Below are 21042 nucleotides of genomic sequence, written 5' to 3' on the forward strand. Positions count from 1 at the left end.
CCAGCCCCGATGCCAGGTAGTTAGGCGGCGCTTTGTCATTATTGGGGCTGCAAGGCAGCCCCACCTCCCAAAGGCCCCTACAAGGGTTCAGAAGGTCGCCTTGACCTGCAACCCCACCACCAGTGCGTTGTCGATGCTCTGCCCGGAGAATGCCCCCGGCTCGATGATGTACTGCACATCCGGGCGCAGGTTCAGCCAGGGCGTGGCCTGGTAGCCATAGCTCAGCTCGATCAACTGTTCGGCGCTGTCCAGGTCGGGGAAGTCCTGGCCGGCCTCTAGTGCGGCGTCCTGCAGTACGTCGCGGCTACGCGGGTTGGGCACGGCGCGGCCATAACCCAGCGCCAGGGTATCGCGCGGGCGCCCTGCGAACGGCTGGTACAGCACCACGCCGGCGCCATACCAGCGGGTGAATGGCGAGGCGGCCTTGCTCGAGGCCGAGTACTGGCCGAAGGCATGTAGGCGACGGCCCGGTAAACCTGGATCGTTCCACACGGCCTGGTCGACCAGCAGGTAGTGCCCGCCACGGCCGGCGACCTCCTTGTCGCTGCCGATGCGCTGCACGTTCGAGCTGTCGTAGTAGTAGCCGAGCTTGTACTCGCCCGGCAGTTCGCCCGGCAGCGTGTACACCAGCTCCACCGGGACCACGGTGCCTGTGCTGTGCTTGGGCCCCAGGTGCCAGGCGCGGCTGGAGTTGCCGTTGCTTTCTGGATCGACGTTGAACGCCGCTACGCGCAACTGCCAGGACGGCGAGAAATCGTATTTGACCCGCACGCCCAGGTGGGCGTTGGGGTAGTTGGTCCAACCGCTGCCGCCGGACATGTTCAGCGGATGGCCGCAGAAGCCGGCGTTCATGAAATTGCACAGGATGCCGCTGTCCAGGCCGCCCAGGTCGTTGCCCATGGCCATGTAGCCAAGCTTGACGTTGAGTGCCGGGGTGAAGAGGGTGCGCTCGTAGCTCAGCTCGGTCAGGCGGGTATAGAGGCCGCCGTAGTTTTCCTGGATCGGCAGGCGGTTGCCCACCAGGTCCTCGGAGGCGCTGTTGCCGCGGCGGTCGTTGATGGTCAGCTGGACCTTGCCGCCGTTGTCCAGGCCGTACAGCCTGGAGAGGTCGAACTGCACGCCGAGCTTGAGGTTCTGCGAATAGCGCGCCGAGCGGTGCAGGCCGCCGTGGGCGTTGTAGGCGGTTTCGCCGCTGTAGTCGCCGGTGAAGGTGATACCGTCCTCCACGAGTTGGTGACGCAGGCCGCCCCAGTCGCCGGTCATCGTGCTACGGGTCATGAGGTTGCCGTCGGCCAGGGCGGGGGTGCTGGCCAGGGCCAGCAGAAGGGCGGTGGGGGTATAGCGAAAAGCGCGGGACATTGCGAAATCTCGGGTGATCTGTGAAGGCGCCATCGCCGGCAAACCACCCCCCCACAAGCTGTGGAGAGCAGGTTTGCCGGCGATGGGGGTAACGCGGTCTATGGCAGTGCGTAGGCCATGACATAGTCGCCACGGTCGGTCGACTGGCGCGCGCCGCCAGCGGTGACCACGACGTACTGCTTGCCGGTCTTCGGCGACACATAGGTCATCGGGCCGCCCTGGCTGCCGACTGGCAGGCGAGCCTTCCAGATCTCCTTGCCGTTACCGCTGTCGAAGGCGCGCAGGTAGAAGTCCTGGGTGCCGGCGATGAACACCAGGCCGCCCTGGGTCGACAGGGTACCGCCGAGGGTCGGCAGGCCGATCTTGATCGGCAGGTGCATGCGGATACCCAGTGGGCCGGTGTCCTCGACGGTGCCGACCGGCACCTGCCAGGCGATCTGCCGGGTCTTCATGTCGATGGCGGTGAGGGTGCCGAAGGGTGGTGCCTGGCACGGGATGCCGGCCACCGAGAGGAAGCGGTTCTTGTTCACCGCATACGGGGTGCCTTTGAGCGGCACGGCGCCCATGCCGGTGTTCAGTGCCTCGCCACCGGAGGCGGCCTGGCCCTGGTTCTGCGAGGGGATCATCTGGATCCACAGGCCCAGGCGCATGTCGTTGACGAAGATGAAACCGTGCACCGGGTCGGTGGAGATACTGCCCCAGTTCATGCCGCCCAGCGAGCCGGGGAAGCTCAGCGACAGGTCGGTGCCTGGCGCGGTGTACAGCCCATCGTAGCGCATCTTCTTGAAGTCGATGCGGCACAGCAGTTGGTCGAACGGGGTGGCGCCCCACATGTCCGACTCGGTCAGGGTCTGCGCGCCGATCTGCGGCATGCCCACCGAGCGTGGCTGGGTTGGCGCGTAAGGCTCGTTAGGGATGTTGCCCGGCTTGACCGGCACTTCGTCGACTTGGGTCAGCGGCTGGCCAGTGGCGCGATCGAGCACGTAGATCTGCCCGGCCTTGGTGCCGATCACCAGGGCGGGCACGGTCTTGCCGTCGTCCTTGGTGAAGTCGATCAGGCTCGGCTGCATCGGCAGGTCGAAGTCCCACAGGTCGTTGTGCACGGTCTGGTACACCCACTTTTCGTTACCCGTAGTGGCGTCCAGGGCCAGCACCGAGGCGCCGTAGGTGTGGTCCAGTTTGCTGCGCTCCACGCCGTAGATGTCGGTGGACGAGGAGCCCATCGGCAGGAACACGGTGTTCATCGCCGGGTCGTAGGACATCGGTGCCCAACTGTTGGGGGTGCTGCGCACGTAGGTGCTGCCTTCGGCCGGGGCGTTGCGATCGTCCGGGTTGCCCGGGTCGAAAGCCCAGCGCATGGCCCCGGTGATCACGTCGAAACCACGGATCACGCCGCCTGGCATGTCGGTCTGGACGTTGTCGGCGACACGGCCGCCGACCACCACGGTGGTACCGGCCATCAGCGGTGCGGAAGACAGCTGGTAGTAGGAATCCGGCACGTCACCCAGGCCGGCTTTCAGGTCGACCTGGCCGTTGTTGCCAAAGCCCTGGCAGAACGCGCCGGTATCGGCATCGACGGCGATCAGGCGGCCGTCGATGGTGTTGGTCAGCAGGCGGCGCTGGCAGTTGGCGCCGGCCGGTACGCTGGCGACGGTGATCGGCGAGCTGTTCGGCTGGGTCGGCTGGGCGATCGGCGCGGTGGCGTCGAAGTAGGCCATGCCACGGCAGCGCTGCCAGACCTTGGACTGGGCATTGATCTCGTTCTTCCACAGCTCTTTGCCAGTGTCGGCATCGAGCGCGATCAGGTTGTTGTGCGGGGTGCAGATGAACACCTTGTCGCCGACCTGCAGTGGGGTCAGCTGGTCCTCGGCGCCATTGCCGTCGCTGATGGCCACGTCACCGGTGTTGTAGGTCCAGGCGACCTGCAGCTTGTCGACATTGCCGCGGTTGATCTGGTCCAGGGCGGCGAAGCGGCTGCCACCTTCGGTATTGCCGTAGTGGGCCCAGTCCTTCTGCGCCTTGCCAGGCTCGACCGGGGTCAGGCCCGGGCCGTTGCCGGTCGGCGCGACGCTCGGGTGAGCGACGAACATGTTGCCCGCGGCAACCACCAGCGCCACCGCCAGCACCCCGGCCACGCCGTAGGCACCCCGGCCGGCGCTGGCGCCGTTGGCGCGCACCAGCATCGGGTAGACCAGCGCCACCACCAGGCCGATCGCGCCGAACATGAACAGCCGCGAGAACAACGGCCAGAACTCAAGGCCGGCGTCGATCACGGCCCAGATCGCCGTGCCGACCAGGAAGGCGGCGAACAGCCAGGCCCCGGCCGGCTTGCGGCGAGCGATGAGGATACCGGCGAGGGCCATGGCCAGGCCGCCGATCAGGAAGTACCAGGAGCCGCCCAGGCCGGCCAGCTTGATGCCGCCGGCAGCCAGGAGGAGGCCGAGCAGGGCGATGATAACGCCCAGGCCGACCAGGATGAATGTCGAGGCGCCAGAGGCGCGCGGTGTGTGCTTCATTGCAGGAGTTCTCGCAGGTGGACTGCGCCCAGTTTATGCCCTTAGCAAGCTAATTAACAAGTTAGTACATAATTTCGTGAGGCTGATTGTCGCAGATGGAAAAGGGCTGAGATGATGCTAAAAGCTTGTATCGGGCTGCGAAAAGTATAGAAGACGTTGGGTTCGTGAGTGTCTTGGCGCTGTGAACTATTTGGCCTGATTCGTAGCCAGCGTTTGCTCGTAGAACACAGCCAGCCACACGGTGGTAGTACCGGCTTCGGTCCACTCCACCCGGTGTCGGCAGTGGGCCGGGATGTCCAGATGGTCGCCAGGGCGCAGCAGGCGTACCTCGGTCTCATGCTCCAGGCGCAGCCCCGCGCTGCCGCTGAGCAGCAGCACCCATTCGCCTTCGGGTTGGTCGTACCAGAAACCTGGCGGGCTGGCCTGGCCGTTGGAGACGATACGCTCGATGCGCAGGCCCGGGCGGCGCAGCAGGTCGTCGATCTGTTCGGCGGCCTGCGGATCGGGAGGGGGCAGGGCGGTGAACAGGTTGTCGGGCATGGCGCGGTCCTCGTCTTCCTGTCCTGATTGTAGGTGAGCTTCGTGGGTAGATCTTGGTGTCGGCCCGTCAGGAGATCGATCGAGGCCGCTGCGCGCCTCCAGATCTACAAAACGCCGCTTAACGAACCGGCCCCACCCTCAACGCCCCAGCGGCAAGGCCACGCCGATCAATGCGAACAAGCTCCCACAACTGCGGTTGAAGCCCCTGCCACCTTTGGCCAGCCAGGGCCGCACGCGAAACGCCAGGCGTGCCAACAGGTACTCGACAAGAAACTCCACGCTGGCGAAGGTCGCCGCCATGACCACGAACTGCAGCGCCAGCCCGCGCTGGGGGTCGATGAACTGCGGCAGGAAGGCGCCGTAGAACAGCAATACCTTTGGATTGGCCATGGCCGACAGGAAGCCCTGGCGGAACAGCCCTGCATTACCCAGGCGTGCCCCGCCGTCGGCCAGTTCCAGGCGCATCGCCGGGCTGCGCCACAGCTGGATGCCCAGCCATACCAGGTAGGCGCCGCCGACCCACTTGAGTACCTGCAGCAGCGAGGCCGAGGTGTGCAGCAGGGCGCTGAGGCCGAACATGGCCAAGGCGATCAGGGCGCTGAAGCCGAACACCCCGCCGACGATGGTGAACAGGGTGCGCCGGGCGCCGTACAGCGCGCCGTGGGTCAGGGCCAGCAGACTGTTCGGGCCAGGGGTCAGCGACAGGCCGATGCTCGCCAGCAGGTAGATGAGCCAGGTATCCAGTGCCATGGGAAATGCCTTCGTGTTTCGGGTGGCGTCAGTCTAGGGGACGGCGGCCCGATCGAAGGGTAATATCTGGACATTCTTGAGTAGTAACTGGACATGCCTGCCATGACCCCCGACATCCGTCTGTTGATCCTGCCGCTGCCGGAGTTCGCCTTGCTGCCGTTCGGTGCGTTCCTCGACAAGCTGCGTTTCAGCGCCGACGACGAGGACTACAGTCGTCAGCGCTATTGCAGCTGGACCTTGCTGGGCCTGACCGACGAGCCAGTGACCTCGAGCAGCGGGGCGGTGGTGCAGGTCGACATGACACCCGCGCAGCTCGACCTGCGCGGCTTCGACTACCTGGTGCTGTTCGGCGGGCGCAGTGCCGGTGCCACCGCAGCCCTGGCACCGCGCTACAAGGCCCTGCTCAAGCGTGCCGCCAAGGCCGGGGTGAGGTTGGTGGGAGTGGACAACGGCGCCTTTCTGCTGGCGGCCTGCGGCTTGCTCGATGGCCACAAGGTGGTGGTGCACTGGCGCCACGAGGCGGAGTTCCGGGCCTCTTTTCCGCATCTGCAGGTGTTGCCCGAGCAGTTGTACTGTTTCGACGGTGCGCGTATCACCTGCGCAGGCGGCACCGCGGCCATCGACCTGGCGGTAGAATTGCTGTCCCGTGCCTGCGGGCGGGCGCGGGCGCTCAAGGGGCTGGCCGACATGCTGGTGGACGAGACCCGCGACAGTCGCCATGCCTTGCGCTCGCTGGAGGCCGGGGCGGGGCAGGGGCGCCAGGTGCAGCGGGCCACGGCGCTGATGCGCCACCACCTGGGGGCTCGGTTGTCGATCGAGGAGGTGGCGGCGCAACTGGGTGTCAGCCGGCGCCAGCTCGATCGCCAGTTCCAGGCCAGCCATGGCATGAGCGCCAAGGCCTGGTGGCTGGAGATGCGCCTGCAACAGGCGCGTTGGCGGCTGCTCAACTCAAGCCATGGGCTGGCGCAGATTGCCGATGAGGTGGGGTTGGGGGATGCCAGCTACCTGGGCAAGTGCGTGCGGCGGCGGTTCGGCTGCTCGGCCCGGGCGTTGCGTAGGCATGGTGGCGGCGCATGAATCCATGCAGTTGGGGCCGCTTCGCGCCCCATCGCCGGCAAGCCGACTCCCACAGGGGGCTGCGGTGTTCACGAATCATGTGCCATGCAGAGGACTGTGTGGGGGGCTTGCCGGCGATGGGCTGCAAAGCAGCCCCGGGCTCGCGAAGAAACTCGCAGAGAACTTGCCTACTTTACTGCGGGGTGCCGAACAACCCGGTCCAGTAGATCCCGGCATCGCTCTTGGGGTCTACCGCATAGGCCGCGCCCAGTTCGCTGAAGTCCGGATTCATCAAGGTGGCGCAGTGCCCCGGGCTGGCCAGCCAGCCGTCGACCACCTTGCGCGGCGTGTCGCGGCCGGCGGCGATGGTCTCGCCGATCTGCCGGTACAGGTAGCCGGCCAGCTCCGCGCGATCGCCCGGGGTACGGCCGTCGTGGTCGATATGGTCGAAGAAATTCTGGTTGGCCATGGCCCGCGTGTGGTTGGCGGCCACCCCGGCCAGGGTGTTGTTCCAGCCCAGTGCCGGAGCGGCGGCGAACGGCTGCCCGCCACACTGGCGTGGTACCTTGCGGGCAGCGTTGACCTCCTGCAGCAGCTTCTGGCCCTCTTGCTGCCAGTCGCCCAGGCGTGCGCTGAGCAACGGGCGGGCCAGAACGATGCGCCAGTCGCGGCCTTCCTGGCTGACGCCGATGTCGACGAACTGCGGGTCGAGCACCACCTGGCAGAAGCTTTCCTCGATGGCGCCCATCGCCGCCCGGGCATCGCGCGGGCCCGACAGGCTGATGGCCTGGACATTGACCATCGGGTAGGCGGCGCGCGTCATGGCCTGCTGCAGGTCGCGGGTACCCTCTGGCGACAAGGCCAGGCGGGTGTCGCTGTTGAGCGGCGGCAACTCCAGCGAGGCCTCGCCGCCGCAGGGTTGGGCCTGGCTGCGGTAGGCATTGATCGAGTCGATCAGTTGCCCTTCTTCGCCGCTGAACGCCAGGGCGCTGGCGGACACGGCCAGCCCCAGTGACAGGGTGGAAAACCGGGCAACGGATGAGAGGACGCGCATGAAGATCTCCCTATGACTGGCAACGCCTCGGTGTGCGCTGCTCATCGTACACAAGCGCAGGGCTTTTGGCCCGGCCTTGTGCATGGCAAAAACGGCCGGCAATCGATTGCGCACGGCAAAAGGGTCAGTAGACCACTGGTCGCCGAGAAAGTGCAGTCATTTGCTAATAATTCGTAATTTCGGCTAGAAACAATACTCAGTCGCTGATGCGCGCTCATTTGCCAGGAAGGCCTCCACCCATTTGCACCAGGAGCCTTTCATGGCCCGAACCTGTCCTTCTCGTCCGACCTTGCTGGCCCTCTGCTGTTCCGTTGCCATCACCGCCCAGGGGGCCGATGGCCCCATCGAATTGGACCCCACCGCCGTCAGCGCCGACGCTGTCAAGGCCCCACCCGGCGCGCTGCCTGAGCCCTTCGCCGGTGGCCAGGTGGCCCGGGGCGGGCAGATGGGCGTGCTGGGCAACCAGGACATGATGGACGTGCCGTTCACCATGACCAGCTACACCTCGCAACTGATCGAGGAGCAACAGGCCGAGGACATCGGCGACGTGCTGCTCAACGACCCCTCGGTGCGCCAGTCGTTCGGCTTTGGCAACCAGTCGCAGATCTTCGTCATCCGCGGCTTGCCGCTCAATGGCGACGACGTGGCCTTCAACGGCCTGTACGGTGTGCTGCCACGGCAGATGATCGCCGCCGACGCGCTGGAGCGGGTCGAGGTGTTCAAGGGCCCCAACGCTTTCCTCAACGGCGCCAGCCCCACGGGCTCCGGCCTGGGCGGCAACGTCAACCTGCAGCCCAAGCGTGCCGGCGACACCCCGACCCGGCGCTACACCCAGGACATCAGCACCGATGGACGCCTGGGCGAGCACCTGGACCTCGGCCAGCGCTTCGGCGCCGACAACCGCTTCGGCGTGCGCCTGAACCTGTCCCAGCGCGAGGGCGAGACCGCCGTCGACGACCAGGACCAGCGCAGCAAGCTGTTCGTCGCGGGCCTGGACTACCGTGGCGAGGCCCTGCGCCTGTCCGCCGACATCGGCTACCAGAAGCAGCGGGTCAACCACATGCGCAACTCGGTGCGCCTGAACGCGGGCCTGGATGACATCCCACGGGCACCCGACGCCGACCACAACTACGGGCAGAAGTGGGCGTGGACCGAGACCGAGGACACCTTCGGCATGCTGCGCGGCGACTACGCCTTCGACGACAACTGGAGCGGCTACCTGGCCGGCGGGGTCAAACACACCCACGAGAACGGTTTCTACGGCACGCCGATCCTCACCGATGCCGGCACTGGCGCGGCCACCATCGGCGGTTCGAAGATCCCCCACAACGAGGACAACACCAGCTTCATGGGCGGCATCAACGGCCGTTTCCAGACCGGCCCGGTCAGCCACCAGCTCAATCTCGGCGCGGCGATCATCTGGACTCAGCAGGAAAACGCCTTCGTCTTCTACAACTCGCAGGCCACCAACCTCTACCGCACCGACCCACTGCCCAAGCCGACCACGCCGTCCTTCGTCGGCGGCAAGCTGGACGACCCGGGCGTGACCGGCAAGACCCGCAACCGCAGCATCGCGCTGTCCGACACCTTGGGCCTGTTCGACGACACCCTGCTGCTCACCGCCGGTGTGCGTCGCCAGCAACTGCGCGTGGAGGGCTATGCCTATGACGGCGAGGGCCCGGATGCCGGCCGTACGGCGTTCTACGACGAGTCGGTCACCACGCCGGTGTACGGCATCGTCTACAAGCTCAACCCGTCGATTTCGTTGTACGCCAACCGCATCGAAGGCCTGGCCCAGGGCCCGACCGCCTCGGGCGAGGTGGTCAACGCCGGCGAAGTCTTCCCGCCGGCCAAGACCAAGCAGATCGAGGCCGGCGTCAAGTTCGACTACCAGACCTTCGGCGCCAACCTGGCGCTGTTTCGCATCGAGCGCCCCACTGACGGCTTCGTCCAGGGCAACGTGTTCGTCCAGGATGGCGAGCAGGTCAACAAGGGCATCGAGCTGAGCGTGTTCGGCGAGCCAGTGCGGGGTTTGCGTCTGATGGCCGGCGGCACGCGCATGGACACCGAGCTGAAGAACACCCTGGACGGTGCCAACGATGGCAACCATGCGGTCGGTGTGCCGACCTTCCAGCTCAACGCCAGCGTCGACTGGGACGTCCCGGGCCTGGACGGGGTATCGCTCAATGCCCGCATGCTGCGTACCGGCGGGCAATACGCCGACCCGGCCAACAACCTCAGCCTGCCGACCTGGAACCGCTTCGACGTCGGCGCCCGCTACCGCTTCAAGGTGCAGGAAAAGGACATCACCCTGCGGGTCAACGTCGAGAACCTCAGCGACAAGAACTACTGGGCCTCGGCCAACGGCGGCTACCTGACCCAGGGCGATCCGCGCTTGGTCAAGTTCTCCGGCAGCATCGACTTCTGAGGGGGCCGCAAGCTTCAAGCCGATCGGCGCAGGATGTGATGCCTATGCCCGGCCCCACAAGCGCCGCCTGCTTTTTCTTGCAGATAAAAAAAGCCCCGCAGACCAAGGCCGGCGGGGCAAAGCGGTTGGGGGAGGAGCCAACCAAAGGAGTCGTTGAGGCGTTGAAGATCAGTGCGCGCTGGCCAGTGTCTCAGGCTGCCAGCCGCCACCGAGCGCCTTGTAGATGGCCACGATGCCCTGGTACAGCTCGACCTCGCCCTGGGCCTGGGCATCCTCGGCGCCCAGCCGTTCGCGCTCGGCATCGAGCAGCACCAGGTAGTCCACCGTCCCCTCGCGGTAGCGCACCGAGGCCAGGTCCGCCGCCTTGCGGCTGGCCTCGCTCTGGCGTATCAGCGCCAGCAGGCGTTGCTGGCGCTTGCCGTAATCGCTGAAGGCATTGGCCGACTCTTCCAGGGCCAGCAGCACCTGCTGCTCGTAGTTGGCCAGGGCGCCCTCGGCATCGGCCTTGGCGCCGCGCAGGCGGGCGCGCACGCTGCCCAGGTCGAAGGCCGCCCAGGTAATGCTCGGGCCCAGTGCCCAGGCATTGGCCGCCGACGAGCCGATCTGCGAACCACGGGCGGCGGTAAAGCCGAGAAAGCCGCTGAGGCTGACCCGGGGGAACAGGTCGGCGGTGGCCACGCCGACAGTGGCCGTGGCCGCGGCCAGTTGCCGTTCGGCGCTGCGGATGTCCGGGCGGCGGCGCAGCAGTTCGCCCGGGTCGCCCACCGGCAGGGCCTTGGCGATCGCCGGCAACTGCCGGGGCGAGAGGTCGACACCCAGGTTGTCGGGGCGCTGGCCAAGCAGGGTGGCGATGCGGTTGCGCGCGCGCACCTGCTCGGCCTGCAACTGCGGCACGGTGGCCTCGACGGCCGCCAGACGCGCATCGGCACGGACCACGTCCAGTTCGTTGCCGACCCCGGCATCGCGCAGGGTTTCGGTGATGCTGCGCGATTCCAGCTGGGTCTTGAGGTTGGCCAGGGCGATCTTTTCACGCAGCTGCGCACCACGCAGTTGGCCATAGGCGTCCACCAGCTCGGCGATCAGGCTGACCTGCAACTGCTGCAGATCGGCCGCGGCCGCGGCTTCCTGGGCTTCGCTGGCCTCGATCTGGCGTTGGATGCGGCCGAACAGGTCGAGCTCCCAGGCCATGTCCAGGCCCAGGTCATAGCGCTCGCTGTTGACCCGCCGCTCGGTCTGGCCTGGCACCTGGCCCTTGCCGATCTCGCTGCTGGCGCGGCTGGTGACCACCGGGAACGGGTCGTTCTCGGCATCCTCGCGGATCGCCCGCGCCGCCTTGAGCCGGGCGAAGGCCACGCGCAGGTCGCGGTTGCCTTGCAGCGAGGCCTGCACCAGCTGGTTCAGCACCGGGTCGTCGAACTGCTTCCACCACAGGCGCTCGAAGCGGTCGCGGTCGAAGGCCTTGGCCTGCACCGCGCTGTCGAAACGCGCAGGCTCGGTGGCCGGTGCCTGGTAGTCCGGGCCCACCGCGCAGGCCGCCAGGGCCAGCGCCAGCAGGCTCGGGGTCAGGGGTTTGAGCAGGTTCATGCATGGCTCTCCAGCGGTTGTGCGGGGGCGGCCTTGCGGGCCTGCCGGCGCTCGACGAAACGGCGGATCAGGAAGAAGAACACCGGGGTCAGGAACAGGCCGAACACGGTCACCCCGATCATCCCCGAGAACACCGCGACCCCCATGGCATGGCGCATCTCGGCACCGGCGCCGGAGGAGAACACCAGCGGCACCACCCCCATGATGAAGGCGATCGAGGTCATCAGGATCGGCCGCAAGCGCAGGCGGCAGGCTTCCAGTACCGCGGCCAGCGGGTCGAGGCCCTCGGCCTGCTTGTCCTTGGCGAACTCGACGATGAGGATGGCGTTCTTGCACGCCAGGCCCACCAGCACGATCAGGCCGATCTGGGTGAAGATGTTGTTGTCGCTGCCAGAGAGGATCACCCCGGTGATGGCCGACAGCAGGGTCATCGGCACGATCAGGATCACCGCCAGCGGCAGGCTCCAGCTCTCGTACTGGGCGGCCAGCACCAGGAAGGCCAGCAGCACGCAGAGCGGGAAGACGAACAGCGCGGTGTTGCCCGCCAGGATCTGCTGGTAGGTCAGGTCGGTCCATTCGAAGGTCATGCCGTTGGGCAACTCCTCGCGCAGCAGTTTCTCCATCGCCGCCTCGGCCTGGCCGGAGCTGTAGCCGGGCGCCGCGGCGCCGTTGATCTCGGCGGTGATGAAGCCGTTGTAGTGCATGACCCGGTCAGGCCCGGAGGTGTCGCTGACCTTGATGAAGGTCGCCAGTGGAATCATCTCGCCCAGGTTGTTGCGCACCTTCAACTGGCCGATCTGCTCGGCATCGAGGCGGAACTGCTGTTCGGCCTGGACGTTGACCTGGTAGGTACGGCCGAAGCGGTTGAAGTCGTTGGTGTACAACGAGCCCAGGTAGATCTGCAGGGTCTCGAAGATGTCGTTGATGGCCACGCCGTGGGTCTTGGCCTTCTCCCGGTCGATGGCGGCATCGACCTGCGGCACGTTGACCTGGTAGCTGGTGAACAGGCCCGCCAGTTCCGGCACCTCCTGGCTCTTGGCGATGATGTGCTGGGTCTCCTTGTACAGCGCCTCGTAGCCCAGGTTGCCGCGGTCCTCGATCTGCAGGCGGAAGCCGCCGATGGTGCCCAGGCCCTGCACGGGCGGTGGCGGGAAGATCGCGATGTAGGCGTCCTGGATGTCGGCGAACTTGGCGTTCAGCGCCGCGGCGATGGCAGCGGCCGACTGGCTCGGGTCCTTACGCTCGTCGAACGGCTTGAGCGGGGTGAACACGATGCCGCTGTTGGGGCTGTTGGTGAAACCGTTGATCGACAGGCCCGGGAAGGCCACCGAGTCGGCCACCCCCGGTTGTTCCAGGGCGATCTCGCTCATCTTCTTGATCACCGCCTCGGTGCGGTCGAGGCTGGCGGCATCCGGCAGTTGGGCGAAGGCCACCAGGTACTGCTTGTCCTGCGCCGGGACGAAGCCGGTCGGGGTGGACGAGAAGCCCAGGTAGGTCAGGCCCATGAGCCCGGCATAGACGAACAGGGCGATGCCGCTGGAGCGGATGACCCGGCGCACGCCGCCGACATAGCGGTTGCTGGCGCGATCGAAGAAACGGTTGAACGGGGCGAACAGCCAGCCGCCGAACAGCCGCTCGAGCAGGCGCGAGAAACGGTCCTTGGGCGCATGGTGTTCCTTGAGCAGCACGGCGGCCAAGGCCGGCGACAGGGTCAGCGAGTTGAACGCCGAGATCACCGTGGAAATGGCGATGGTCAGGGCGAATTGCTTGTAGAACTGCCCGGTGAGGCCGGAGATGAACGCCGCCGGCACGAACACTGCACATAGCACCAGGGCGGTGGCGATGATCGGCCCGGTCACTTCGCTCATGGCCTTCTGCGTCGCCTCCAGGGGCTTGAGGCCCAGGCCGATGTTGCGCTCGACGTTCTCCACCACGACGATGGCGTCGTCCACCACGATACCGATGGCCAGCACCAGGCCGAACAGCGACAGGGCATTGAGCGAGAAGCCGAACAGGTGCATCACCGCGAAGGTACCGATCAGCGAGACCGGCACGGCCATCAGCGGGATGATCGAGGCGCGCCAGGTCTGCAGGAACAGGATCACCACCAGCACCACCAGCACCAGGGCCTCGAACAGGGTGTGCACCACCGCCTCGATGGAGCCGCGGACGAACACGGTCGGGTCATAGACGATGCTGTAGTCCATGCCTTCGGGGAAGTCCTTCTTCAGCTCGGCCATCTTCGCCCGCACCTCGTCGGAGATCTCGATGGCGTTGGAGCCCGGGCGCTGGAAGATCGGAATGGCCACCGCCGGCTGGTTGTTCAGCAGCGAGCGCAGGGCGTACTGGCTGGAGCCCAGCTCGATGCGGGCGATGTCCTTCAGGCGGGTGATCTCGCCGTCGCTGCCGGCGCGGATGATGATGTTCTCGAATTCTTCCTCGTTGACCAGGCGGCCCTGGGTGTTGATCGACAGCTGGAAGCTGGTCGAGCCTGGGGCGGGCGGTGCGCCCAGCTGGCCGGCGGCGACCTGGCGGTTCTGCTCGCGGATCGCCGCGACCACGTCGCTGGCGGTCAGGTTGCGCGAGGCGGTCTTGTTCGGGTCGAGCCATACCCGCAGGGAGTAGTCGCCCATGCCGAACAGTTGCACGTCACCCACGCCGCCCAGGCGCGCCAGCTCGTCCTTGATGTTGAGGATGGCGTAGTTGGACAGGTACAGCATGTCGTAGCGGTCGTCCGGCGAGGTCAGGTGCACGACCATGGTCAGGTCGGGCGAGGCCTTGTCGACGGTGATGCCGATGCGCGTCACTTCCTCGGGCAGCTTGGGCTGGGTCCGGGTGACGCGGTTTTGCACCTGCACCTGGGCGTTGTCCAAGTCGGTGCCCAGGGCGAAGGTGATGGTCAGGGTCAGCTTGCCATCGGCGGTCGATTGGGAGGACATGTACAGCATGTTCTCGACGCCGGTGATGGCCTGCTCCAGGGGCGCGGCGACGGTCTCGCCGATCACCTTGGGGTTGGCGCCGGGGAAGTTGGCGCGCACCACCACGGTCGGCGGCACCACTTCCGGGTATTCGCTGATCGGCAACTGGAACAGCGAGATGCCCCCGGCGATCACCAGCACCAGCGAGAGGACGGCGGCGAAGATCGGCCGGGTGATGAAGAATTTCGAAAAGTTCATGGGTGTCGTTCCTTAACCGCGCGGTGCCTGGGCACTGGCGACTTTCACGCTGGAACCGGCCACCGCTGGCGCCGGGTTGCTGGCCTCCAGGGCCTGGCGCTGGCGGGCGAGGGTGGCGAGGGTTTCCTCGCTGGCCATCGGTGTTTCCTCGGGGGTGACCGGCGAGCCGGGGCGCACCCGCTGCAGGCCCTTGACCACGATGCGGTCGTCCTTGTGCAGGCCGTTGCGCACGATGCGCAGGCCTTCGAGTTTCGGGCCCAGCTCCACGGCGCGGTAGGTCGCCTTGTTGTCCTCGTCCATGACCAGCACGAACTTCTTGCCAAGGTCGGTACCCACGGCCTCGTCGTTGATCAGTACCGCCGAGTAGGTGGCGCTGCCGACCAGCTTCAGGCGCACGTACAGGCCCGGGGTGAACTGGCCGTCGCGGTTGTCGAACACCGCCCGGCCACGGATGGTGCCGGTGCGCGGGTTGACCTGGTTGTCGACGAAGTTCATCTGGCCCAGGTGCGGGTTGCCAGCCTCGTTGGACAGGCCCAGGTACACCGGGGTGCTCTGGCCGCGCTGGCCGTTGCGGGCCAACTGGCTGTACTTGAGGTAGACGCGCTCGTCGGCGTCGAAGTAGGCATACACCTTGTCGGTGGACACCACCGTGGTCAGCGGCGTGACGTCGGCGGTGACGATGTTGCCGGCGGTGTACTCGGCGCGGCTGACGCGGCCACTGATCGGCGCGGTGACACGGGTGAAGCTCAGGTTCAGGCGGGCCAGGTCCAGTTGTGCCTGGATCGCCGCGACACCGGCACGGGCTTCGGCGGCGGCGCTGCTGCGCGACTCGGCAAGCTCTGCGGAGATGGCGTTGCTGTCGCGCAGGCGTTCGCCACGGCGGGCCTCGTTCTCGCTGCGAATGGCGGTGGCGCGGGCCTGTTGCAACTGCGCCTCGAGGCGGCGGACCTCGGCCTGGAACGGGCGTGGGTCGATCTGGAACAGCAGGTCGCCTTGCTTGACCTGGGCGCCTTCGGTGAAGGCCACCTGGTCGATCTGCCCGGAGACGCGCGGGCGTACCTCGACGGTTTCCGGTGCCTCCAGGCGGCCGGTGAACTCGTCCCATTCATTGATCGGCTGTTCGATCACCTTGGCCACGCTGACCTTGGGCGCGGCGGGGGCCTGCGCGGCGTCCGGGGTTCGGCCGCAGGCACTGATCACCAGCACTGCCAGGACAGCGAGGGGATAGCGCAAGGGTTTGAGTGATTGTTCCATGGAGAACTCCGCCAATGTATAGAGATAGTGGGCGGATTCTGCGGGGCTGGCGCGTGGGGAACGAATCGAATGGGGCGAAGGTTATTATCACGCGCAATGATATGTCCGCTGGTGGGTAGGTCTGTTAGGAGTTCGGCGCCAAGGGCGTGCTCTATACGCTGTGCGGGTTGGCGTTGGTGAACCTGGTTGCAGATCGTGCGCAGGCAGGGCTGAGCTGGGGTTGAGGTTCCAGTCTAGTGGTGCCAGGGCGGCGCTGTCTGTCAGCGGAGGATTTGGTGAACTTGCAGCCCCTTCGCGGGCAAGCCCGCTCCCACATGGTCCTGCAAATCACATCATCTGTGAACGACTCAGCCCTGTGGGAGCGGGCTTGCCCGCGAAGGGGCTGGAAGCAGCCGCCATCCTATGAACGCTCAACCCTCGGCAAAGCGCACCAGGCGTTCCCCGTCCAGCCGGTAGCGGACCCACTCGTCCTGCGGCTCGGCCCCGAGCGACTGGTAGAAGCCGATCGCCGGCTCGTTCCAGTCCAGCACGCTCCACTCCAGGCGGCCGCAGCCGTTTTCCACGGCCTCGCGGGCGATGTGCCGCAGCAACTGGCGGCCAGCACCATCCCCACGCTGTTCAGGGGTCACATACAGGTCCTCCAGGTAGATACCATTGCGCCCCAGCCAGGTGGAATAACTGTAGAAATACACGGCAAAGCCAATGGCCCGACCATCCCGTTCGCAGATCAGGCTGCGCACCGCGCTGCCTTCGCCGAACAGGCTGTGCTCGATGTCGGCGAGGGTCGCCACCACCTCGTGGCGGGCACGCTCGTAGTCGGCCAGCTCGGTGATGAAGGCCAGGATCTGTGCGGCATCGGCAGGCACGGCGGGGCGAATGGTCAGGCTCATGGGGCTTCCTTGTGCTGGGGCAGGTTCTATCTCTGGCTCTGAAACTGTAACGGTACAGTGAGGTGTATTGGTTTAATTTCTTGTAACTGTATAGGTTGTAGGAAAAATCACTCCGCTAGTGTGGCAACACAACCCTCCTTCTGGAAGCCCGCCATGCTCGGTTCTCTCGATCTGCTCACCGCCTTCGTGCTCTTCGCCTTCGTCTCTTCGATCACTCCCGGGCCGAACAACACCATGCTGCTGGCCTCGGGGGTGAACTTCGGGGTGCGGCGTTCGATCCCGCACGCCCTGGGTATCAGCATCGGCTTCATGGTCATGGTGCTGGCGGTGGGCTTTGGCTTGGGCGAGTTGTTCAAGGCCTGGCCGCCGCTGTACAGCATCCTGCGCTACGTGGGCGCCACCTACCTGCTGTACCTGGCCTGGAAGATCGCCACCGCCGGGCCGATCGGCGGCGAGGCCGCGGGCACGGGCAAGCCGCTGGGCTTCTGGGGCGCGGCGGCGTTCCAGTGGGTCAACCCTAAAGCTTGGGTGATGGCGGTGGGGGCGATCACCACCTACACGCCGGCCCAGGGCTATGTCCTCAACGTCATCGTCATCGCCGGGTTGTTCGCCCTGGTCAACCTGCCCAGTGTCGGGGTCTGGGTGATGTTCGGCAGCGCCTTGCGCAACTTCTTGCAGAACCCGCGTTGGCTGATGCTGTTCAATGTCCTGATGGCCCTGTTGCTGGTGATTTCGCTATACCCGCTGCTGTTTGTAGAATCGGCGTTTTCTTGAACCGATGAGTACAGCAGGACGATGCAGCTGATCCCCTGGTCCCATGATTGCGCCGAAGGCTTCACCCTGCGTGGCTGGCGTTCGCCGGCAAGCGGCCGGCCATTGCTGCACTTTCTGCATGGCAACGGCTTCTGCAGCCTGGCCTACCAGCCTTTGCTGATGCGCCTGGGCGAACACTTCGACCTGTGGCTGAGCGATGTCCAGGGCCACGGCGACAGTGACCATGGCGGTGCCTTTCGTGGCTGGAACCGTAGCGCTGCGCTGGCGGTGGAGGCCTTCGAGTCCGGGCGCGGCGAGTACGGCGAGGTGCCGCGCATGGCGCTCGGCCACAGTTTCGGTGGCGTCTTGACGGGTCTGATCCTGGCGAGCGAGCCGCAGCTGTTCAGCCGCGCCGTGCTGCTCGACCCGGTGTTGTTCAGCCGGCGCATGATCGGCGTGATGGGCGCTGCCGCCCTGGTCGGCCTGCATCGGCGCCATGCCCTGGCACGCAAGGCCGCCACCCGCCGCAGCCACTGGCCCGACCGCGAGGCGGCGCTGGCTTCGCTGCAGGGGCGGGGCATCTTCAAGGGCTGGAGCGATGCGGCATTGCAGGCCTATGTGGAACACGCCATCGGCGACTGCGGCGAAGGCGTGGTGCTCAAGTGTCGTCCCAGCCGCGAGGTGGAGATCTTCAGTTCGTTCCCAGCGCGGATGTGGCCGAGCCTGGCGCAAATCCGCACACCGACGCACATCCTGCATGGCGAACAGAGCTACCCCTTCGTCGCACACTCGGTGCGGCGCCTGGCGGCCATCAACCCACAGGTGAGCGCCCAGCAGGTGCCCGGCGGGCACTGCTTCATGCAGGAAGATCCCATGGCGGCGGCGGAGCAGGTGCTGGCCTTCCTGCAGCCTTGAGCGCGTGAAAGGTCGGCTGTCCATTTCGCGACGATAGCGCGACGATTCGCGTGCGAACGACACGCGCGGATTGCTTACCCTGCCGCTCCTGCCAACCCGGATGGAGCCCTGCATGAACCAGGCGGTAACCCCCGATCCCCAACGTGCCCTCGACGATGCCCGCACCCGGCGCCGCCAGCGCTGGTGGCGCGTTGGCCTGGCTGGCTGCGCCGGCCTGGCGCTACTGGCCTACGGGGCCTACTGGTGGTTGGACGGGCGCTTTCTGGAGCAGACCGACGATGCCTATGTCCGTGCCGACTGGGCGCCGATCAGTGCCCGGGTCAGCGGCTACGTGGCCGAGGTGACGGTGGCGGACAACGCCCGAGTCAAGGCGGGCGACCTGCTGCTGCGCCTGGATGCGCGGGACTTTCGCGACCGCCTGCGCAAGGCCGAGGCGCGCCTGGCGGTGAGCGAGGCGGCGGTGCAGGTGCAGCGCATGCGCCTGCGTGCCTTCGCCGCCGAACAGGACGAGCAGGTGCAGGCCATCGCCCGTGCCGAGGCCGAGCGCGGCGCCAGCCGTGGCGAGGCGCAGCGCGCCGAGGCCGACTGGCAACGCTACCAGCGCCTGGCCCAGTGGCAGGCCACCAGCGTGCAGCGCATGGAGCAAGCCAGGGCCACGCGCATCCAGGCCCAGGCGCTGCAACGCGCCGCCGATGCCGAGCTGGCCCGCCAGCGCGCCCGGCAGCAGGTCTTGCAGCAGCAGGGCAGGCAACTGCAGGCGCAGCTGCAGCAACGCCAGGCCGATCTCGACCAGGCCCGCGCCGAGCGCGCCCTGGCCCGTAGCGCCTTGGCCGATACCGAGATCCGCGCCCCGTTCGACGGCGTGGTCGGCCAGCGCAAGGTGCGCCAGCAGCAGTACGTCACGCCAGGCTTGCCGTTGCTGGCGGTGGTACCGGTGGAGCAGGCCTATGTGGTGGCCAACTTCAAGGAGACCCAGCTGGCGCACATGCGCCCCGGGCAGCCGGTGACGCTCGAGGTCGACACCTTCGGCGAACATTGGCAGGGCACGGTGGACAGCGTCTCGCCCGGCTCCGGTGCGGTGTTCGCCTTGCTGCCGCCGGATAACGCCACCGGCAACTTCACCAAGATCGTCCAGCGTTTCCCGGTGCGCATCCACCTCGACCCCACGGCGCAGGACGCGCCCCGGCTGTTGCCGGGCATGTCGGTGATCGCCACGGTGGATACCCGAGAGACGGGCCATGGACACTGAAGACAAGGTCTCCCTGCGCGCCTGGGTGGCGGTGATCGGCGGCCTGTTCGGCTGCTTCATGGCCGGCATGAACGTACACGTCACCAGCGCCGCCCTGCCGGAGATCGAAGGGGCCCTGGGCGCCAGCTTCGAAGAGGGCTCATGGATCTCTACGGCCTACCTGGTGGCAGAGATCAGCATGATCCCGCTGACCGCCTGGCTGGTGCAGGTGTTCTCCCTGCGCCGGGTGATGCTGCTGGGTTCGTTGGTGTTTTTGCTCAGCTCGGTGAGCTGTGCCTTGGCGCCGAGCCTGGAGACGATGATCGCCCTGCGGGTGATCCAGGGGGCGTCCGGGGCGGTGCTGATCCCGCTGTCGATGCAACTGATCATCACCGAGCTGCCGGCCAGCCGCATCGCGTTGGGCATGGCCCTGTTCAGCCTGTCCAACAGCGTGGCCCAGGCGGCCGGGCCGTCCATCGGCGGCTGGTTGACCGACATGTACTCCTGGCGCTGGATCTTTCTCCTGCAGTTGCCGCCAGGCGTGGCCTTGCTGGCAGCGGTGGCCTGGTCGATCAAGGGCCAGGCGGGCGACCGCAGTGCCTTGCGCGGGGCTGACTGGCTCGGCATCGTGGCCATGGCCCTGGGGCTTGGCGCGTTGCAGGTCGTGCTGGAGGAGGGGGGACGCAAGGACTGGTTCGACTCGCGCTTCATCGTTGCCTTCAGCCTGGTGGCGGCGCTCGCCCTGGCCCTGTTCATCCAGCGCCAACTGTGGGGCGCACGGCCGTTCATCAACCTGCGCCTGCTGGGCAGCTACAACTTCGGGGTGTCCAGCCTGGCCATGGCCATCTTCGGCGCCGCGACCTTCGGCCTGGTGTTCCTGGTGCCCAACTACCTGTCCCTGGTGCAGGGCTACAGTGCCAGCGAGATCGGCAAGAGCCTGGTCGCCTATGGTCTGGTGCAGTTGCTGTTGGCGCCACTGCTGCCGCGCCTGATGCGCTGGCTCAACGCCAAGCTGCTGGTGGCCAGCGGCTTTGCCATCATGGCCCTGGGCTGCTGGCTGGGCGCGCACCTGACGGTGGATGCCGGCAGGAACGTGATCATCCCCTCCACCGTGGTGCGTGGTATCGGTCAGCCGCTGATCATGGTGGCCCTGTCGGTGCTGGCGGTGAAGGGCCTGGACAAGGCACAGGCCGGGTCTGCTTCGGCGCTGATTTCCATGCTGCGCAACCTGGGTGGCGCCGTGGGGACGGCGTTGTTGACCCAGTTGGTGTCCCTGCGCGAGCGGTTTCATTCGGTGCGGGTAGGGGAGAACCTGACGATGTTCGACGGTGCCCTGCAGCAGCGGCTGCCCATGGGCATGCTCGACCCGCAGTCGCCGGACGTGATGCAGGCCTTGGCGCTGATCGACCGCAGCGTGCGGGAGCAGGCGTACCTGATGGCGTATTCGGATGCGTTCTACCTGTCTTGCGTGGCGTTGCTGGGGTGTGCCCTGGCGTCGTTGTTGTTGCGGGGGCGGTAGCGTGGGGTTCGTTCCGGGGG

At 66.7% G+C, this 21042-nt stretch carries 15 protein-coding genes; 6 read left to right on the top strand and 9 right to left on the bottom strand.

The genetic code is table 11. From position 1 onward, the window contains the following. Nucleotides 1-87: 87 nt before the first annotated feature. From ABFA30_RS14790 to ABFA30_RS14805, 4 genes are all read right to left on the bottom strand, one after another. On the bottom strand, nt 88-1359 hold the full coding sequence (locus ABFA30_RS14790) for a carbohydrate porin (RefSeq protein WP_410045600.1): 1272 nt from the start codon (nt 1357-1359) through the stop codon (nt 88-90). Between the two features lie 98 nt (nt 1360-1457). Beyond that, on the bottom strand, nt 1458-3875 hold the full coding sequence (locus ABFA30_RS14795; protein ID WP_410045601.1) for a glucose/quinate/shikimate family membrane-bound PQQ-dependent dehydrogenase: 2418 nt from the start codon (nt 3873-3875) through the stop codon (nt 1458-1460). Nucleotides 3876-4061: 186 nt separating this feature from the next. Further along, nucleotides 4062-4415 (bottom strand): cupin, encoded by a 354-nt coding sequence (locus tag ABFA30_RS14800; RefSeq protein ID WP_225789050.1) that lies wholly within the window; start codon nt 4413-4415, stop codon nt 4062-4064. Between the two features lie 138 nt (nt 4416-4553). Further along, complete coding sequence (locus ABFA30_RS14805; RefSeq protein ID WP_225789051.1) at nt 4554-5165, bottom strand: LysE family translocator; 612 nt, start codon at nt 5163-5165, stop codon at nt 4554-4556. Between the two features lie 102 nt (nt 5166-5267). On the opposite strand from ABFA30_RS14805, the gene ABFA30_RS14810 reads away from it, so the two are divergent. Beyond that, nucleotides 5268-6242 (top strand): GlxA family transcriptional regulator, encoded by a 975-nt coding sequence (locus ABFA30_RS14810; protein WP_410045602.1) that lies wholly within the window; start codon nt 5268-5270, stop codon nt 6240-6242. Between the two features lie 172 nt (nt 6243-6414). Here ABFA30_RS14810 and ABFA30_RS14815 read toward each other — a convergent pair whose 3' ends face one another. Continuing rightward, nucleotides 6415-7275, bottom strand: a complete 861-nt coding sequence (locus tag ABFA30_RS14815; protein ID WP_410045603.1) for a CAP domain-containing protein — start codon at nt 7273-7275, stop codon at nt 6415-6417. Between the two features lie 259 nt (nt 7276-7534). On the opposite strand from ABFA30_RS14815, the gene ABFA30_RS14820 reads away from it, so the two are divergent. Continuing rightward, entirely contained in the window at nt 7535-9703 is a 2169-nt protein-coding gene (locus ABFA30_RS14820; protein WP_410045604.1) for a TonB-dependent receptor, read from the top strand. Nucleotides 9704-9871: 168 nt separating this feature from the next. Here ABFA30_RS14820 and ABFA30_RS14825 read toward each other — a convergent pair whose 3' ends face one another. From ABFA30_RS14825 to ABFA30_RS14840, 4 genes are all read right to left on the bottom strand, one after another. Further along, nucleotides 9872-11287, bottom strand: a complete 1416-nt coding sequence (locus tag ABFA30_RS14825; protein WP_410045605.1) for an efflux transporter outer membrane subunit — start codon at nt 11285-11287, stop codon at nt 9872-9874. Next, nucleotides 11284-14463, bottom strand: coding sequence for an efflux RND transporter permease subunit (locus tag ABFA30_RS14830; protein ID WP_225789056.1), 3180 nt, complete (start codon nt 14461-14463; stop codon nt 11284-11286). The genes ABFA30_RS14825 and ABFA30_RS14830 overlap by 4 nt, the downstream gene beginning before the upstream one ends. 12 nt (nt 14464-14475) lie before the next feature. Beyond that, on the bottom strand, nt 14476-15717 hold the full coding sequence (gene mexE / locus ABFA30_RS14835; protein ID WP_410045606.1) for a multidrug efflux RND transporter periplasmic adaptor subunit MexE: 1242 nt from the start codon (nt 15715-15717) through the stop codon (nt 14476-14478). 410 nt (nt 15718-16127) lie between these two features. Further along, entirely contained in the window at nt 16128-16607 is a 480-nt protein-coding gene (locus ABFA30_RS14840) for a GNAT family N-acetyltransferase (protein WP_225789058.1), read from the bottom strand. Between the two features lie 153 nt (nt 16608-16760). Between ABFA30_RS14840 and ABFA30_RS14845 the strand changes: the two genes are divergently transcribed. The 4 genes from ABFA30_RS14845 to ABFA30_RS14860 all read left to right on the top strand — a co-directional run bounded on the left by ABFA30_RS14845 (nt 16761) and on the right by ABFA30_RS14860 (nt 21022). Beyond that, nucleotides 16761-17381, top strand: coding sequence for a LysE family translocator (locus ABFA30_RS14845; RefSeq protein ID WP_225789059.1), 621 nt, complete (start codon nt 16761-16763; stop codon nt 17379-17381). A 21-nt stretch (nt 17382-17402) separates the two neighbouring features. Next, nucleotides 17403-18275: an alpha/beta fold hydrolase gene (locus ABFA30_RS14850; RefSeq protein WP_410045607.1), complete on the top strand. Its 873-nt coding sequence runs from the start codon at nt 17403-17405 to the stop codon at nt 18273-18275. Between the two features lie 112 nt (nt 18276-18387). Next, a complete protein-coding gene (locus ABFA30_RS14855) occupies nt 18388-19524 on the top strand; it encodes an HlyD family efflux transporter periplasmic adaptor subunit (protein ID WP_410045608.1) in 1137 nt (378 codons plus the stop codon). Beyond that, the gene (locus tag ABFA30_RS14860; protein WP_410045609.1) at nt 19514-21022 is read left to right on the top strand and encodes an MDR family MFS transporter; all 1509 of its coding nucleotides are present in this window, start codon (nt 19514-19516) and stop codon (nt 21020-21022) included. Before ABFA30_RS14855 ends, ABFA30_RS14860 begins: the two co-directional genes overlap by 11 nt. The last annotated feature ends 20 nt before the right edge of the window (nt 21023-21042 follow it).

It is taken from the genome of Pseudomonas sp. HLMP (genome assembly GCF_046365545.1).
GTDB lineage: Bacteria > Pseudomonadota > Gammaproteobacteria > Pseudomonadales > Pseudomonadaceae > Aquipseudomonas > Aquipseudomonas guariconensis_B.